A 17,175-nucleotide genomic window follows, 5' to 3' on the forward strand; every position below is an offset into this window, starting at 1 on the left:
CCCGAACGCTTTTCCCGTTGGCTACCGTTTGATTGCCTGATGGCGCTGCGCTTATCAGGCCTACGCTAGTACGCTGTCGGAAGTTCGCGCGATTACTGGGGGAGCTTATATGCCTGACGCGCTAATAACTTCCAGTCTCCGGCACTGTCTTTTTTCATCACCAGCATCACGCCGATTTTTACTTCGCCAGGCTTGCCGCTGTCGTTGGTTTTGGCCTCCAGGATATGGCGGACAATCGCGACATCGCCATCAATCTGCACCGTCTGGTCGTTCAGATTCAGGGTTTTAAATTGTGATTTTCCGGTCACGATAGCGTCAACAAATTCGGCGTTATTTTCAATTCTTCCGCTGGAGTGACCATAGCTCAGAGAAGGTAACCCCACCTTTTCCAGACTCGATTTTTCGCCGCTCAACATCGCCTGACGCATGCTTTCTACTGCATCTGTCACCGCGTTAACGTCTGTGCTCTGTGCAAAGCAAGAACTGCTTAACAGCAAGAGCGCCATACAAAAGGTTTTTTTCATGTCCATCTCCTGATAGAGGTTTTCGGTCTTAGTCGACCCCTGACCAAATAAAACATTGTCACGACATTTAGGAAATAAATAGAACATGTATTCATTAAAAATGAAACTACGTTTTAATGATGGTTGTCACAGACCGCGAAAAAGGTTAGCGGCGGGCCGGACGAAATGCGGTTGGTATTGTTGATGACGCTTTGCTTATCAGGTTTACGATAACGGTGCGGCTACTGCGGTATGCCGCCGACAGGTTAATGTCTGGCAGTCAATGCGAACCACACATACCGCTTTCATCATCTCTTCGCGATAATGGAACGTTTTTTCTGGTACAACCTGACGCATTATCACGTTCAGGCCGTGTTCCATCTCGCTTCGCTGCCGGACAACGAACGCTCTTCCGCTGGCAATAATACTGGTATATGCGAAGCTATAGTCGCAGGCCTCTTCGGCCTCCATCAGCTGGTGATCACCATCAATCTCGATACTGATTGCCGGATTTCTACGTAACAGACGCATCTTTTTCCCGTTACGTGCGCCGTGGAACCAGAAAGTCCATTGCCCGTTCTGATACTCATAACCAAAATTGACGGGCACAATATACGGACTGGTCTCATCGTTGAGCGCTATCCGGCAGATCGGGTGATTTTTGATAATGGCGAGAATTTCATCAGGATCGCTGACGATACGTTCTGGATTACTCATGATTGCAGTCTTAACCAGGAAGTTGAGGGAACCGGACCGCAGTGACCTGCAGTCCGGGAAAGGGTATTAACTGTGTTTATTTTTCAGCTCAAAGCGTGGCGATACCAGGCCATACAGCGTCCAGCCGAGGAAGGTCACGATGGAACCATACAGCATCGCTTCTTCACCTGAAGAATACAGCGCATAGAAGCTGTACATCGCACCGATGAAGGCGACAAAGTTTGCCATCTTCGCTTTTGACGGCGGAACGTTCGCCACTCTCTGGATGATAACCAGCGCCGCCATCGACAGGATGTATGGGATGATATTCGTGACCACGGCCAGGTTGACCAGCACGTTAAACTGGCTGTTCAGCGACGGGCTGATGGTCATCAGCGATAAACCACTCTGGATGATCACAATCGTCAGCATTCCCTGAACCGGTGCATCGACTTTCGTCACGCGAGAGAAGATTTTCGGGAAATAGCCTTCGTCGGCCGAGGATTTAAACACCTGGGCAATGGTGAACTGCCAGCCCAGCAGTGAACCGCAGCAGGACATGATCATCAGTGCCATGATCACTTTACCCACTTCCGGGGTGAACATCTGTGCAAACGCCAGACCAAACGGCGCCGTAGAGTTGGCCAGATCCATATTTGGCACAATCCCGGCAATCACGTTAGTGGAGACGATGTAGATCACCGCCGCGCCCAGCGTACCGCCCAGTACCGCAATCGGTACGTTCTTCTCCGGGTTTTCCACCACTTCCGCGTTAGCGCAGGCGGATTCCAGACCGAGGAACGCCCACAGCGTCATCGCGATAGAGGAACCGACCGCCGTGAAGAACGGTACGTGATGCGGGTTCCACGAATTGGCGTACAGCGTTGGGCTAAACCAGAACCAGCCGATGATGCACAGGCCGACCACCGGAATGATCACCCCCCAGACGGTAATGCTACTGATCTGCCCGGTAATGCGCGCACCGCCAAAGTTAGCCACTGTGCAAATCCACAGCACGCCGATTGTGGCAAGACCGATTTGCACCGGGGTGAGGCTCGCGCCAAACAGCTCGGTACCGTAACCCACAGCAGAAATTGCGATGGCGACGTTAGCAATTAACAGCGACACGCCATAGGTGTAGTTCGCCATAAAGTTACCGGATTTACCAAACGCATATTCTGCGTAGCCACCCATCCCGCCGGCTTTACGGCTGAACATTCCGCACTTGGCGAATGCCCAGGCCAGCGCCATGGAACCGACAGCGGTCACCAGCCAGGAAATAATTGAAATGGTACCGACTTCAGCCAGTTTGGTCGGCAGCATGATGATCCCGGAACCCATCATATTGACCATGGTCAATATGGTGAGCTGCATCACGCCCATCTTATTGGATTTGGCTTTACTCATAATACTTCTCCTTTCAACAGGCCGTTCTGCGCTTCACGCGGTTTTATCACGTAGCACCACACCTGTTTGCGACCATCACGTTCTTCGATGTACACACCCTGAAGTTCCGGCGCGAAACCGGGCAGCAGGTTGATCCCTTCTTCCAGCGCGCTGAAGTAACGCAGCACCGCACCGCCCCAGACTTCCCCAGGAACCACGCACAGCACGCCCGGCGGGTAAGGGAGCGCGCCTTCCGCGGCAATACGACCTTCGGCTTCGGGCAGTGGCACCAGATCCACTTCACCACGCAGATAGGCGTAGTTGGCATCCTGTGGATTCATGCTGACGCGCGGGAAATGCGACTTGCGGAACATCTCTTTTTGCAGTTGTTTCACGTTGTGACGCGCATACAGATCGTGCATCTCCTGGCACAACTGGCGCAGGGTGTAACCGGCATAACGCGCTTCGTGCTGTTTGTAGATAGACGGCAGTACCTCCGCCAGCGGCGCATCAGACTCCAGCAGTCGCTCGAAGCGCACCAGCAGGGCGACGAGCTGTTGCAGTTTCGCCATGTCTTCCGCCGGGGTTAGCAGGAACAGGATCGAGTTGAGGTCGCATTTCTCCGGTACCACGCCGTTTTCACGCAGGAAGTTGGCGAGGATGGTCGCCGGAACGCCAAAGGTGTCGTATTCGCCATTACGTGCGTTGATGCCCGGCGTGGTCAGCAGCAGTTTGCAGGGGTCAACAAAGTACTGGTGCTCGGCGTAACCTTCGAACGCATGCCAGTGTTCACCGGGTACGAAGTGGAAGAAACGCAGATCGTTGGCGATTTCCGCGGTCGGGTATGACTGCCACGGTTTACCCTCAACCAGTTCCGGAACAAACGGACGGATATGATGGCAGTTATCAAGGATCAGTTTACGGGCGTCGATACCGTTGGCGACACAGTCCATCCACATATTGCGTCCACTGACGCCTTCGTGCATTTTGGCGTTAATATCCAGCGCGGCAAACAGCGGATAGAACGGGCTGGTGGAGGCGTGCATCATGAACGCGTTATTCATGCGTTTATGCGGCACATAGCGCGACTGACCTTTGATATGGCTGTCTTTTTTGTGAATTTGCGAGGTCTGGGAGAAACCGGCCTGTTGTTTATGCACGGACTGCGTCACAAGAATACCCGGATCGTTTTCGTTCAGTTCCAGCAGGAGTGGAGAACAGTCTGCCATCATCGGGATAAACTGCTCATAGCCCACCCAGGCGGAGTCGAACAGGATGTAATCGCAAAGGTGACCAATCTTATCCACCACCTGACGGGCGTTATAAATCGTGCCGTCGTAGGTGCCCAACTGGATAACAGCAAGACGGAATGGACGTGCGTCGCGAGCCCGTTGCGGCGCCACTTCGCTGACCAGTTCGCGCAGGTAATTCTCTTCAAAGCAGTGGGCATCGATCCCGCCGATAAAGCCGTACGGGTTACGTGCGGTTTCCAGATAGACTGGCGTTGCGCCCGCCTGTAACAGTGCACCGTGGTGGTTTGACTTATGGTTGTTGCGGTCAAAGAGCACCAGATCGCCCGGGGTCAGCAGCGCGTTCAGCACCACTTTGTTAGATGAAGAGGTTCCGTTTAACACAAAGTAGGTTTTATCGGCATTAAACACTTTCGCCGCGTGTTGCTGTGCGATGCACGGCGCGCCTTCATGGATCAGCAAATCGCCCATTGCCACGTCAGCATTGCACAGGTCGGAACGGAAAAGCGTTTCGCCGAAATATTCCACGAACTGGTTGCCAGCAGGGTGACGGCGGAAAAATTCGCCGCCCTGATGTCCGGGGCAGTCGAAGGCGCTGTTTCCCTGGTTTACATAATCAACCAGCGCGCGGAAGAACGGTGGTCGTAATTGTGTTTCGTAATGACTGGCTGCCGTTTCTAACTGACGACCGTAGAAAGCGGTACGGGCTTCATTGCATTCGAATACGCCCGAAATGCGCGGCAGATGTTCTGCCGGAACGCGCTCTTCTTCTTCGGTTGCGATAAATACCGGAATACCGTATCCGGTTGCGTCAATTTCATCGAGTTTTCCACGTTCAATATCATTGACAGACAACACCACGGCAGCGACATCAATAAAATTACTTTCATCAACATTCACAATCGTGCGTTGTGTTGAAAAACAGTCAGGGCAAGAACGACTCACGGCAATTTTTAATTCAGACATTTTCATCTCTTTATTTTTCAGATAATAGCAGGTCCTCAATTTCCCGAATGAGAAACTGATAACGCCGGAATAAAAGCAAAGTCTGTCCCCTGATAAATAAATCAGTGAATTGCTTTTTTCAGGATGCAAAAAACCTCACCTGTCCGGTCACAGGCAAATCAAGGTTTAAGCAGTGTGAGCACTATGAGATACAGGCGTAAGCCTGCGATACAGCGAGTCAGGAAGACCTGTATGCTGGAGTGCCCTTAGTCGAAAGACTAACGGGCATTAAAGAAATGAAAGTCAAAACTATTACGGTGGGCAAACATCATAATATGTGTTGTCCGCCTGATATGTGGCATAGTACGGCTATTGTTTTCCATTTTGATTACCTTTCCTTTATCAGTAGAAGGTGAAGGTATTTTATCCAGGAAAACGGCCTAATCCGTGAAGGAGATCAATAAAAAACGATCATTTTCAAAATATTTAGTCGTTTTTAATGCATGGTCTGCGATAAGATATCATTTTGTTAATTATTTGTTATAACTCTGTATTTATTAATTTTGTGGAAAATCTTAAATTCCCGAAATAATATAATTTAGGGAAAGTAAGAATAATGGAAATTAATTTTTAGATTTATTTAAAAATAATGAATAACCATTCATGGCATAAAACGATAACCAATCCCGGTTTCGGTAATGAAATGACGTGGTCGCGCCGGATCCTGCTCCAGTTTCTGGCGCAGGTGACCCATATAAATACGCAGATAATGGCTATGTTCGACGGCGTTCGGTCCCCAGACCTGATTCAATAACTGGCGCTGGGTCAGCACTTTTCCGGCGTTGTTAAGCAAGACGGCCAGGAGACGAAACTCAATCGGCGTCAGATGGATCTCCGTTTCGCCGCGATGAATCAAGTGGGCGGCGAGATCGACGACCACATCGGAAAAGCGTACTACCGGCTCAGGAGAGGGGGTCGCAGAATGACGCCGCAGAGCGACGCGCAAGCGCGCCTGCAGTTCGCCAATGCCAAATGGTTTACTCAGATAATCGTCGGCACCAGCGTCGAGCGCGGCAATTTTATCGCTCTCTTCGCTACGTGCAGAGAGTACGATCACCGGGACGGCGCTCCACTGTCGCAGGTCGCGTATGAAATCGATGCCGTCACCATCCGGCAGGCCGAGATCGAGAATGATGAGATCGGGCTTACGCGTTGCCGCCTCCAGCAAACCGCGTTGAAGCGTCTCGGCTTCGAACACGCGCAAGCCATCGGCTTCCAGCGCGGTGCGCAGAAAGCGGCGAATGGCTTGCTCATCTTCAACAATCAGAACGTTTGTCACATATCCTCATGAAAATCTTCAAGTTCTGGCGGGGCTTCTTGCGCCAGTGTAACACGAAAACAGGCACCGCCCTGGGGGCGATTATAGACGGCAATGGTCCCGCCGTGTACTTCGACAATTGCCCGACAAATGGCCAGCCCCAGCCCGACCCCCGGCACGGCGGACTCTTTGTTGCCCCGGGCGAATTTATCGAAAACAGACTGTTCCTGACCCTGTGGAATACCCGGCCCATTATCCCAGACGTCAAGTTGCAGATGGTCGCTCTCAACCTGCGCGTCAATGCCGATCTGCGCCTGCGGTCCGGCGTATTTGATGGCATTTTCCAGCAGGTTTATCAGCACCCGCTCGAACAGGGGACCATCCACATGAATCAGCGTCAGCGGCGCGGGCAGGGAAAGATTGATCGGGTGAAGCAAACCCGGCTCCAGCATTTTCAGCGCGCTACCGACGACTTCTTCCAGCGTCAACCACTCTTTTTTAAGGTTGAAGCCGCCGGACTGAATGCGTGCCATATCCAGCAGATTGTTAACCAGTCGCGTGGTATTAAGCACGTGCTGGCGAATTTCGCTGGCCTGTCTGGCGTGCGGGGAACCTTCACTGGCGAGGTCGAGCGTGAGGATTTCCGCCTGACCAAACAGCACGGTGAGCGGGGTACGCAGGTCGTGAGAAAGCGCGGCGAGCAGGGCGTTACGCAGGCTTTCCCGCTCACTTGCCATTCGCGCCAGCTCTTCGCTGGCCGTTAAGGTCAGCCGTTCCAGCGCGTTTGCCACCAGCAGCGTGAAGGTTTCCAGCAGACGCTGCTGTTCGGGAATCATCAACTGGCGCAGATTGCCGGGTTCGACAACCACCAGTCCGTGCGTTTTGTCGGCGCTGCGTAACGGCAGGATCTGATACGGCACGCCGGGGAGTGTGTCGGTGCCAGCGCCCGCCGGTAACCCTTTGTCAAAACTCCAGCGAGCGATCGCATCATCCCAGGGAGTCATTCCCTGTTGATGGGTGAGGGCGTTCAGCTTGCCGTCTTTGTCCGGCAGCAGGATCTGGCTGCGGGCATGAAACGTCGAAGCAATAAATTGCTCGCTGGTGGAGGCGATATCTTTTTCACTGCGTCCCATTGCCAGCGCTTTCGACATCTCATAAAGATGACGGGTACGCTGTTCCCGGTATCGCGCCACGCGCGCCTGGTAGCGTACCCCCGCCGTCAGATTGCCGACGAGCAGCCCCACCGTCAGCATGACGCCAAAAGTGAGTAAATACTGCACGTCCGAGACGGCGAGCGTGCCGCGAGGGGCAATAAAAAACAGATCAAAACTGACGACGCTGATAACCGTGGCAAATACCGATGGCCAGCGGCCATAGAAAAGGGCAATCACCACCACGCCGAGCAGATAGAGCATCACCAGGTTTGCGGCATCAAAGGCCGCCAGCCACTGGCTGGCAATAAACGTCGTCAGCGCACAGAGCGCAACAGCAACCAGGCAGCCCTGAATTTGTACCCGCCACTTGTCCTTAAAGGCGCGGGTGTCGGGCAGTGACGACAGCGTCCGGACCGGTGACTCATCGAGGGCGACCACCATCAAATCCAGTTCAGGGGCGCGTTTCGCCAGCCGATCGGCAAAGGATTCCCGATGCCACCAACGCCGTGTCGTGCCACGACCCAGCACGATTTTCCCAAGATTGTGTTCGCGGGCGTAGCGGACCACCGCTTTGTCTTCGCTGGGATCGGAAAGTGTGGCGGTTTCCGCACCTAACTCTTGTGCCAGTCGCAGGGCGTGCAGAATATCGCGTCGTTGCTTTTCGGGCAGACGATGCAGCGCCGGTGTTTCGACGTAGACGGCATGCCAGACGCTGCCCAGCCGTGATGCCAGCCGTGCGGCGGTACGCACCAGTTTTTCACTGCCGGTGTTATGCCCGATGCACAACAGGATCGCGTCACGGGTATGCCAGACTTTCTCTTCCCCCGGACGCCCGCGCCAGGCGCGCATCTGATCGTCCACACGATCTGCGGTGCGGCGTAGCGCCAGCTCGCGCAGCGCGATTAAATTGCCCTTACGAAAGAAGTGTTCGATGGCGCGTTCAGCCTGACCGGCAATATAGACTTTGCCCTCTTTCAGGCGCTGGCGCAGATCGTCAGGCGGCAGGTCGACCAGCACCACTTCGTCGGCGGCATCAAAAAAGGGATCCGGCACGGTTTCTCGCACCTGAATCCCCGTCACACCGCTGACCACGTCGTTCAGGCTTTCCAGATGCTGCACGTTAACCGTCGTAAAAACGTCGATACCGGCATCAAGCAGCTCTTCAATGTCCTGCCAGCGCTTGGGATGGCGCGAACCTGGCGCATTACTGTGCGCCAGTTCGTCCATTAAGATCAGCGCCGGGCGGCGGGCAAGCGCCGTGTCGAGATCGAACTCGCTGATATGACGCCCGTGACGCGCATGGCGTTTCAGCGGCAGAATGTTAAGACCCTCCAGCAGGGCGGCCGTCTCTTTGCGTCCGTGGGTCTCCACCACGCCAATCAGAATATCCAGCCCCTGGGCACGTAGCCGTTGGGCCTCGGCCAGCATGGCCCAGGTTTTCCCCACGCCCGCGCAGGCGCCGAAGAAAATTTTCAGTTTTCCCCGATGCGGGGCAACCGCCTGCTCAAGCAGGCGATCGGGGTCGGGGCGTAGCGGTTCATTCTTCGCCATTCATGCTGTCCAGCGCTAAATTGAGTTCGACAATATTTACGACCGGTTCACCGATAAAGCTCACCAGCGGTTTCTGCGTGTATTCTGCAACCCGTTGCGTCACCTGTTCAATGGTGAGATGTCGGGCCTGCGCCACGCGGGGGATTTGCCACGCCACCGCCGCAGGCGTCAGGCTGTAGTCCAGACCGCTCGCGGAGGCGGTAACCAGTTCCACCGGTACGCGACGACTGGCCTGCGGGTTGGCGGCGCGCAGGGCGGCGACCCGGCTTTGCAGCAGTTTATCCAGTTCCGGGTTACTGGCGGCGAGATTACTGCCGCCGGATGCCATGGGATTATAGGGCATTTCAGCGGTGGCTGAAGGTCGTCCCTGGAAATAGCCTTCAGAGGTAAAGTTCTGCCCGATCAGCGCAGAACCCCGCACGCCATGCTCATCCCGAATCAGTGAACCGTTGGCCTGATGCGGGAACCACCATTGCCCCAGCGCGGTGGTCAGCAGCGGATACACGCCGCCCGTCAGCAGCAGCAGGAAAATCATTGTTGAAAACAACGGACGTAAACCTTGCATTGAGCACCTCATACCAGACCCAGCAGGGTCAGCAGTAAATCAATCACTTTGATGCCGATAAACGGCACCACCAGACCACCCAGACCGTAGATCCACAGGTTACGACGCAGCATGGCGGAGGCGGAGAGCGGTTTATAACTCACGCCTTTCAGCGCCAACGGGATCAGAAAGACAATGATCAGGGCGTTAAAGATCACCGCGCTCAGAATGGCCGAATCCGGCGAATGCAGACGCATGATGTTCAGCGCATTCAGTTGCGGATAGGTCGCGGCGAACGCGGCGGGAATAATCGCGAAATACTTTGCTACGTCATTGGCGATACTAAAAGTGGTCAGTGAACCCCGCGTCATCAGCATCTGTTTGCCGATGTGCACCACTTCAATCAGCTTGGTCGGGTTGGAGTCGAGATCGACCATGTTGCCCGCTTCTTTTGCCGCCTGGGTTCCGGAGTTCATCGCAACTGCCACATCAGCCTGCGCCAGCGCCGGGGCGTCGTTGGTACCATCACCGGTCATCGCCACTAAACGACCTTCCGCCTGGTACTGGCGGATGAGCGCCAGCTTGGCTTCCGGTGTCGCTTCGGCAAGAAAGTCATCCACGCCCGCTTCGGCGGCAATGGCGGCAGCCGTCAGACGGTTATCGCCGGTGATCATCACCGTTTTAATGCCCATTTTGCGTAGCTGAGCAAAGCGTTCTTTGATCCCGCCTTTAACAATATCTTTCAGCGCAATGACGCCTAATACGCGAGAGCCTTCCACCACCACGAGCGGCGTGGCGCCCAGACGGGCGACGCTATCGACTTTTTGCTCAACATCCGCCGGGAACTGGCCGCCGCAGGCCTCAACGTGGCGACGGATGGCGTCGACGGAACCTTTACGAATCATCCGGTTGTCGATGTTAATGCCGCTCATCCGGCTCTGGGCGGTAAAGGGGACGAAGGTCGCATGCAGCGACTGGACATCGCGCTCACGCAGGTTAAAGCGCTGCTTGGCGAGGATCACGATGCTACGGCCTTCCGGCGTCTCATCGGCTAACGACGAGAGCTGCGCGGCGTCGGCCAGCGTTTTTTCATCGACACCCTGCGCAGGCAGGAAGTCCGAGGCCTGGCGGTTTCCCAGCGTTATGGTGCCGGTTTTGTCCAGTAGCAACACGTCCACGTCGCCCGCCGCTTCCACCGCCCGTCCGCTGGTGGCGATAACGTTGGCGCCAAGCATACGGCTCATCCCGGCGACGCCAATCGCGGAGAGCAACCCGCCGATTGTCGTTGGGATCAGGCAAACCAACAGGGCGACCAGCACCGTGACGCTGACCGCATGACCGCCCCAGGCAGAAAACGGCCACAGCGTGGCGGTTGCCAGCAAAAAGACAATCGTCAGGGCTGTCAGCAGAATGGTCAGGGCAATCTCGTTGGGCGTTTTACGGCGCTGGGCGCCTTCGACCATCGCGATCATCCGGTCAAGGAAGGTTTCGCCGGGGTTCACGCTACATTCGATCACCAGCCAGTCAGAGAGAATGCGCGTACCGCCGGTTACCGAGGCGAAATCACCTCCGGATTCGCGGATCACCGGCGCGGACTCCCCGGTGATGGCGCTTTCATCCACAGAGGCACCGCCTTCAATGACTTCGCCGTCGCAGGGAATAATATCGCCTGCTTCCACCAGTACGATGTCGCCTTTGCGTAGCTCATCGGCCGGGACGTGGTCCATCTTCGCACCATATTTCGGCTCGCGCAGTTTGCGGGCAAAGGCCGTCTTTTTCACCCCTTTGAGGCTGTTGGCCTGCGCTTTACTGCGCCCCTCGGCGAGCGCTTCGGCAACGTTAGCGAACAGTACGGTGACCCACAGCCACAGGCTGATGGCGCCGGTAAACAGCGCGTTACCAGACATCTGTCCGGTCGCCATGGCAATGGAAATCAGGGTGGTCAGCAGGCTGCCAATCCAGACGATGAACATCACCGGATTGCGCCACTGGGTATGAGGACTCAGTTTTTTCACGGCGTCCATCAGCGCCTGAGCGACCAGAGACGGTTCGAACAGCGCCAGTTGTTTGCGACTCATAACATTGTGCTCCGCATCGCTTAGCGTAAGGAAAGGTGTTCAGCGACTGGGCCAAGCGCCAGTGCAGGAATAAAGGTCAGGGCGCCGACTAACAGCACCGTGCCGATCAGTAAACCGACAAACAGCGCGCCGTGCGTCGCCAGGGTGCCAGGACTGGCCGGTTGGATCTTTTTCGCCACCAGCGATCCGGCAATTGCCATCACCGGGATGATGACCCCGAAGCGACCGACAAACATGCAGAACGCCAGCAGGCAGTTCCAGAACGGCGTATTAGCACTTAGCCCCCCAAAGGCGCTACCGTTGTTGTTGGCAGCCGAAGAAACGGCATACAGCACCTCGCTAAACCCGTGCGGACCAGGGTTGAGCATGGCGCTGCGCCCCGCGTCGGTCATCATGGCGAGCGCAGTGCCGAGCAGAACCAGTGCAGGCGTCACCAGAATCGCCAGTGCGGTCATTTTCATCTCGCGAACGTCGATCTTTTTGCCCAGATATTCCGGCGTACGCCCAATCATCAGTCCGGCGATAAACACCGCCAGCAGCACGAACAGCAGCATGCCGTAAAGACCCGAACCAACGCCGCCGAACACCACTTCGCCAATCTGCATCAGCCACATTGGCACCATGCCGCCGAGAGCAGTCATTGAATCGTGCATGGCGATCACCGCCCCGCAGGAGGCTGCTGTCGTCACCACCGCAAACAGGCTGCTTACCAGCACGCCAAAGCGGCTCTCTTTGCCTTCCATATTGAGACTGGAATCCGCGCCAAATTGCAGCAGATGGGGGTTGCCCTGAACTTCCGCCCACATCACCACCGCCACGCAGACGATGAAGATGAGCGACATAGCCCACAGCAGCATTCGTCCCTGACGACGATCGCCTGCCGCGTCGCCAAAGGCGAAACAGAGCGCGGTGGGAATTAAAAAGATCGCCAGCATCTGCACCAGGTTGGTCAGCGGAGTCGGGTTTTCAAACGGATGCGCAGAGTTAGCGTTAAAGAAGCCGCCGCCGTTAGTGCCGAGCATTTTGATGGCTTCCTGCGACGCTACCGGCCCCATCGGCAGCAGTTGCTGCACGCCTTCCAGCGAGGTGAAGGGCTGATAGGGCAGTACGTTTTGCAGAGTGCCTTGCTGAATAAAGAACAGCGCAATCACCAGCGCGATGGGGCATAAGATCCATAGCGTAATACGCACCAGGTCGACCCACGCATTGCCCAGCGTGCTCACGCTCTGGCGGGTAAACGCGCGGATCAGCGCGAACACCACCGCAATGCCGGTCGCGGCAGACAGGAAGTTTTGTACCGTCAGCCCGGCCATCTGGCTGAAATAGCTTAAGGTGGTTTCCCCACTGTATGCCTGCCAGTTAGTATTGGTGACAAAGCTCACCGCCGTATTAAGCGCCAGATGCCAGGGCAAACCGGGCAACTGCTGTGGATTGAACGGCAGGAGGTTCTGCACCAGCAGCATCACAAAAAGGATCGCCAGCCCCAGAACATTCAGTCCGAGGATCGCCAGCAGATATTGTTTCCAGTTCATCTCGTCTGACGAAATGCCCAGACCGCGCCACAGCAGGCGCTCAACACCCGACGTAGCGGGTAGCGAATGATTGTTGATAAGCCGTGCCAGCCCCGCGCCTAGCGGCCTGGCGAGTACGAATAAAATCACCAGAAAACTGGCAATAAGTAAAAATCCTTGCGCAGCCATCAGAATGCCTCCGCATGGAGTAATGCATACACCAGATAACCCAATAATAAAAAAATCAGCACGATGCCGATTATCACGCCTGCACTCACAGTGCACCTCCCGTGGCTTAAAGGTGATAAACAGAGCGTAAATATCTGCCTGCAAAGATTTCGCAAAAATCGGCGGCTGCGGTGTAAAAAAAGTATAAAAATGGCAAAGACCATTATTTAACTAATGATTAGTATTAATTTAACTTTCTTGTAACTTAATTACGGAATGAATGTAAATAAAGCCTAAATAACTAAAATTAAGTGGTCGGATGAGTAGTAAAATTACACGCAAAGCGGTACTATTTTCAGCAGATAACCAAATTAATTTTACCGGTGATGATTACCGGCCAGATAAAGGGGAGAAGATCATGGAGTTGTACAAAGAATATCCAGCACATGTTATTTTGTTACGCCGTACTTTCGCCGTCGTGGCTGGGGTTTTGGCGCTGCCGGTGATGTTGTTCTGGAAAGACCGCGCCCGTTTTTACAGCTATTTGCATCGCGTCTGGTCTAAAACCAGCGATAAGCCGGTGTGGATGGATCAGGCTGAGAAAGCCACCTGCGATTTCTACTAACAGAATCGCGCTCTGAAAAACCGCCAACAGCAATGTGGCGGTTTTTTTGTATCTTATGGCTACACTTAATCAGAAATGGAAAAGGAGTCGTCATGAGCGAGAAAATCCCTGTTGGCATCAGTGCTTGTTTGTTAGGGGAGGCGGTTCGCTTTGACGGTGGACATAAACGCCTGACCTTTGCGGTAGAAGAGTTGTCGCCGTGGGTTCAGTTTGAACCGGTCTGCCCTGAAATGGCGATAGGTTTGCCAGTGCCGCGCCCTGCGCTGCGTCTGGTGAAAACGGACGGTGCGACTGCGCTACGGTTTAGCGATAAGCGAGAGGGCGATTTAACGCAAGCGATGACCGCCTTCAGCGAGCAACGCGTTAGCCGTTTCGAACATCTCTGCGGCTATATTGTTTGTGCAAAATCCCCCAGTTGCGGCATGGAGCGCGTGCGCGTGTATGACGCGGAGGGAAAAAACAATCGCAAAGCCGGGCGCGGCATCTACACCACAGTGCTGATGGCGCGTTATCCGTGGCTTCCTGTGGAAGAAGATGGCCGTTTGCAGGATCCGCATATCCGGGAAAACTTTGTCGAACGACTGTATGCCCTGCATGAGCTGAACGGCATCCGCCAGCAAGGGCTGACGCGCGGCGCGCTAATTGACTATCACAGCCGTTACAAGCTGTTGCTGTTGGCCCATTCACAGCCGGAATATCGCGAGCTGGGGCGCTTTGTCGCCGCCATCCACGAATGGGACAGTCTCGAGGCGTTTTTCGTTGAATACCGTCAACGCCTGATGCATCTCATGTCGCATCATGCGACGCGACGTAACCACACCAACGTGCTCATGCATGTTCAGGGATATTTCCGTAAACAGCTCAATGCCCGTCAGCGGCAAGAACTCACCTCTCTCATCGAGGGTTACCGGCGCGCCACGCAACCCTTGCTTGCACCCGTCACGCTCCTCAAACACTATATGGCGGAATATCCGGATGCGTACCTCTGCGGGCAGCGCTATTTTGATCCCTGGCCGGAAGCCCTGCGTCTGCGCTACGGGAGTTGAGTTTTTACTTTCAGGAGTGTTATGTCCACCCATCTGGTCTGGTTTCGTCGCGATCTTCGTCTGCATGACAATCTTGCCCTCGCCGCCGCCTGTCGTCACCGGACGGCGCGCGTCGTGGCGCTCTTTATCTCCACGCCTGAACAGTGGGCGAATCACACGATGTCGCCGCGTCAGGCCGCTTTTATCCAGGTCCAGCTAAATGCCTTACAGCAGGCGCTGGCGGAAAAAGGCATTCCGCTGCTGTTTGAGGAAGTCGACGACTTCACGGCCAGCATTGAAACGGTGAAATCGGTGTGCGAAAAGCAAGACGTCAGCCACCTGTTTTATAACTATCAGTATGAAGTGAACGAGCGTGAACGCGATGCGGCGGTAGAGAAGGCGCTACCGCATATCGTTTGCGAAGGGTTTGATGACAGCGTGATCCTGCCGCCAGGTGCGGTGATGACTGGCAATCACGAGATGTATAAAGTCTTCACGCCGTTTAAAAACGCCTGGTTAAAACGGCTAAAGGAGGGGATGCCGGAGTGCGTATCCGCCCCGGCCCGCCGGGAGAACGGGATCGTTTCTTCCGCGCTGTTACCGATTAACCTTCATTACCCGCAGCAGGAATTCGACCCCGTCCTTTTTCCCGCCGAGGAGAAAGCCGCGATTGCCCGGCTGCGCCAGTTTTGCCAGCAGGGGGCGGGGGAGTATGAAGAACGACGTGACTTCCCGGCCATTGAGGGGACCAGTCGTTTATCCGCCAGTCTGGCGACCGGCGGCTTATCACCGCGCCAGTGTCTGCATCGTCTGTTGGCCGAACAGCCACAGGCGCTCGAAGGCGGCGCGGGCAGCGTCTGGCTGAACGAACTTATCTGGCGTGAGTTTTATCGCCATCTGATGACATATCATCCCAAACTGTGCAAACACCGCCCCTTTATTCTCTGGACGGATCGCGTGCGCTGGAGAGAGAGTGAAAGCGATTTACAGGCCTGGCAGGAAGGTAAAACGGGTTATCCGATTGTCGATGCGGCGATGCGGCAACTGAACGCCACCGGCTGGATGCACAATCGTCTGCGGATGATCACCGCCAGCTTCCTGGTCAAAGATCTGCTGATCGACTGGCGCCTGGGCGAGCGCTATTTTATGTCGCAACTGATTGATGGCGATCTCGCTGCCAATAACGGCGGCTGGCAGTGGGCGGCCTCCACCGGCACCGACGCTGCGCCCTATTTCCGCATTTTTAACCCGACAACGCAGGGGGAAAAATTCGACAGCGACGGTGAGTTTATCCGCCAGTGGCTCCCTGAGCTGCGCGATGTCCCCGGCAAAGCGGTTCACGAGCCGTGGACATGGGCGACGAAAGAGGGCATTTCGCTCGACTATCCGCAGCCGATTGTCGATCACAAACAGGCGCGCCAGCAGACGCTTGCCGCTTATGAAGCGGCGCGAAAAAGCTGACGTTCGCGATGCATTTTGACGAGCGCAAAACGTGATGATGGTTTCTTGACAGCGTCTGGAATTGTCTATCGACGAACAGGCGCAGTGACGCTATGTTAACGGAGTGCATAAATAAACAAGGGATCGATGATGAAAAACACCGAACTGGAACAGCTGATCAACGAGAAGCTGAACAGCGCCGCCATCAGTGACTACGCGCCTAACGGTATGCAGGTTGAAGGTAAAGAGACGGTGCAAAAAATCGTCACTGGTGTGACCGCCAGCCAGGCATTACTGGATGAAGCGGTGCGTCTGGAGGCTGATGCCGTCATCGTTCATCATGGTTATTTCTGGAAAGGCGAATCGCCGGTTATCCGCGGCATGAAGCGTAATCGTCTGAAAACGCTGTTAGCGAATAACATTAACCTCTACGGCTGGCATCTCCCACTCGATGCCCACCCGGAACTGGGTAACAACGCGCAACTGGCGACCCTGCTGGGCATCACCGTGATGGGTGAAATCGAGCCGCTGGTTCCCTGGGGCGAACTGACGATGCCGGTCCCTGGGCTGGAACTGGCGTCGTGGATTGAAGCGCGCCTGGGTCGCAAACCGCTGTGGTGTGGCGATACTGGTCCGGATACCGTGAAACGCGTTGCCTGGTGTACCGGTGGCGGGCAAAGCTTTATCGATAGCGCCGCCCGGTATGGCGTCGACGCCTTTATTACCGGCGAAGTCTCCGAGCAAACCATTCACTCCGCCCGCGAGCAGAATCTGCATTTTTACGCCGCCGGACACCATGCTACCGAGCGCGGCGGGATCCGTGCGCTCAGTGAATGGCTGACGGAGAACACCGATCTGGATGTGACATTTATTGATATTCCCAACCCGGCATAACCCGCCTCATAAGGGCTATTTACTTGCCATTCTGGCCCTGGGCAGTGCTCAAAATCCTCACGTACTCCCTGTACGCTCCGGTTTTTG

General features: G+C 55.2%; 15 protein-coding genes. 4 read left to right on the top strand and 11 right to left on the bottom strand.

Annotated elements, in window-relative coordinates; translation table 11 throughout:
• Positions 1–92: 92 nt before the first annotated feature.
• The 11 genes from QNN88_RS16765 to kdpF form a co-directional block, all read right to left on the bottom strand.
• Positions 93–524, bottom strand: coding sequence for a nuclear transport factor 2 family protein (locus QNN88_RS16765; RefSeq protein ID WP_414241215.1), 432 nt, complete (start codon positions 522–524; stop codon positions 93–95).
• Positions 525–728: 204 nt separating this feature from the next.
• On the bottom strand, positions 729–1,220 hold the full coding sequence (locus QNN88_RS16770) for a pyridoxamine 5'-phosphate oxidase family protein (RefSeq protein ID WP_414241216.1): 492 nt from the start codon (positions 1,218–1,220) through the stop codon (positions 729–731).
• A gap of 66 nt (positions 1,221–1,286) precedes the next feature.
• Positions 1,287–2,606, bottom strand: a complete 1,320-nt coding sequence (gene potE, locus QNN88_RS16775) for a putrescine-ornithine antiporter (protein WP_414241217.1) — start codon at positions 2,604–2,606, stop codon at positions 1,287–1,289.
• Positions 2,603–4,801: an ornithine decarboxylase SpeF gene (gene speF / locus QNN88_RS16780; RefSeq protein WP_414241218.1), complete on the bottom strand. Its 2,199-nt coding sequence runs from the start codon at positions 4,799–4,801 to the stop codon at positions 2,603–2,605. The genes potE and speF overlap by 4 nt, the downstream gene beginning before the upstream one ends.
• A 257-nt stretch (positions 4,802–5,058) precedes the next feature.
• Positions 5,059–5,163 carry a leader peptide SpeFL gene (gene speFL / locus QNN88_RS16785; RefSeq protein ID WP_114149115.1) on the bottom strand — a complete coding sequence of 35 codons (105 nt, stop codon included), beginning with the start codon at positions 5,161–5,163 and terminating at the stop codon, positions 5,059–5,061.
• Between the two features lie 278 nt (positions 5,164–5,441).
• Positions 5,442–6,119: a two-component system response regulator KdpE gene (kdpE, locus tag QNN88_RS16790; protein WP_414241219.1), complete on the bottom strand. Its 678-nt coding sequence runs from the start codon at positions 6,117–6,119 to the stop codon at positions 5,442–5,444.
• Positions 6,116–8,803 (bottom strand): two-component system sensor histidine kinase KdpD, encoded by a 2,688-nt coding sequence (gene kdpD / locus QNN88_RS16795; RefSeq protein ID WP_414241220.1) that lies wholly within the window; start codon positions 8,801–8,803, stop codon positions 6,116–6,118. Before kdpD ends, kdpE begins: the two co-directional genes overlap by 4 nt.
• Positions 8,790–9,368, bottom strand: a complete 579-nt coding sequence (kdpC, locus tag QNN88_RS16800) for a potassium-transporting ATPase subunit KdpC (protein WP_414241221.1) — start codon at positions 9,366–9,368, stop codon at positions 8,790–8,792. The genes kdpD and kdpC overlap by 14 nt, the downstream gene beginning before the upstream one ends.
• 8 nt (positions 9,369–9,376) lie before the next feature.
• On the bottom strand, positions 9,377–11,425 hold the full coding sequence (gene kdpB / locus QNN88_RS16805; protein WP_414241222.1) for a potassium-transporting ATPase subunit KdpB: 2,049 nt from the start codon (positions 11,423–11,425) through the stop codon (positions 9,377–9,379).
• Positions 11,426–11,445: 20 nt separating this feature from the next.
• On the bottom strand, positions 11,446–13,125 hold the full coding sequence (gene kdpA, locus QNN88_RS16810; protein ID WP_414241223.1) for a potassium-transporting ATPase subunit KdpA: 1,680 nt from the start codon (positions 13,123–13,125) through the stop codon (positions 11,446–11,448).
• The gene (kdpF, locus tag QNN88_RS16815) at positions 13,125–13,214 is read right to left on the bottom strand and encodes a K(+)-transporting ATPase subunit F (RefSeq protein ID WP_414241224.1); all 90 of its coding nucleotides are present in this window, start codon (positions 13,212–13,214) and stop codon (positions 13,125–13,127) included. Before kdpF ends, kdpA begins: the two co-directional genes overlap by 1 nt.
• A 308-nt stretch (positions 13,215–13,522) precedes the next feature.
• Between kdpF and QNN88_RS16820 the strand changes: the two genes are divergently transcribed.
• The 4 genes from QNN88_RS16820 to ybgI all read left to right on the top strand — a co-directional run bounded on the left by QNN88_RS16820 (position 13,523) and on the right by ybgI (position 17,088).
• Entirely contained in the window at positions 13,523–13,729 is a 207-nt protein-coding gene (locus tag QNN88_RS16820) for a YbfA family protein (protein WP_414241225.1), read from the top strand.
• A gap of 92 nt (positions 13,730–13,821) precedes the next feature.
• The gene (locus QNN88_RS16825) at positions 13,822–14,775 is read left to right on the top strand and encodes a YbgA family protein (RefSeq protein WP_414241226.1); all 954 of its coding nucleotides are present in this window, start codon (positions 13,822–13,824) and stop codon (positions 14,773–14,775) included.
• 21 nt (positions 14,776–14,796) lie between these two features.
• Complete coding sequence (gene phrB / locus QNN88_RS16830) at positions 14,797–16,215, top strand: deoxyribodipyrimidine photo-lyase (RefSeq protein ID WP_414241227.1); 1,419 nt, start codon at positions 14,797–14,799, stop codon at positions 16,213–16,215.
• A gap of 129 nt (positions 16,216–16,344) precedes the next feature.
• The gene (gene ybgI / locus QNN88_RS16835; protein WP_414241382.1) at positions 16,345–17,088 is read left to right on the top strand and encodes a radiation resistance protein YbgI; all 744 of its coding nucleotides are present in this window, start codon (positions 16,345–16,347) and stop codon (positions 17,086–17,088) included.
• Positions 17,089–17,175: the final 87 nt, after the last annotated feature.

It is taken from the genome of Citrobacter sp. ANG330 (assembly GCF_047467925.1).
GTDB lineage: Bacteria > Pseudomonadota > Gammaproteobacteria > Enterobacterales > Enterobacteriaceae > Citrobacter_A > Citrobacter_A amalonaticus_G.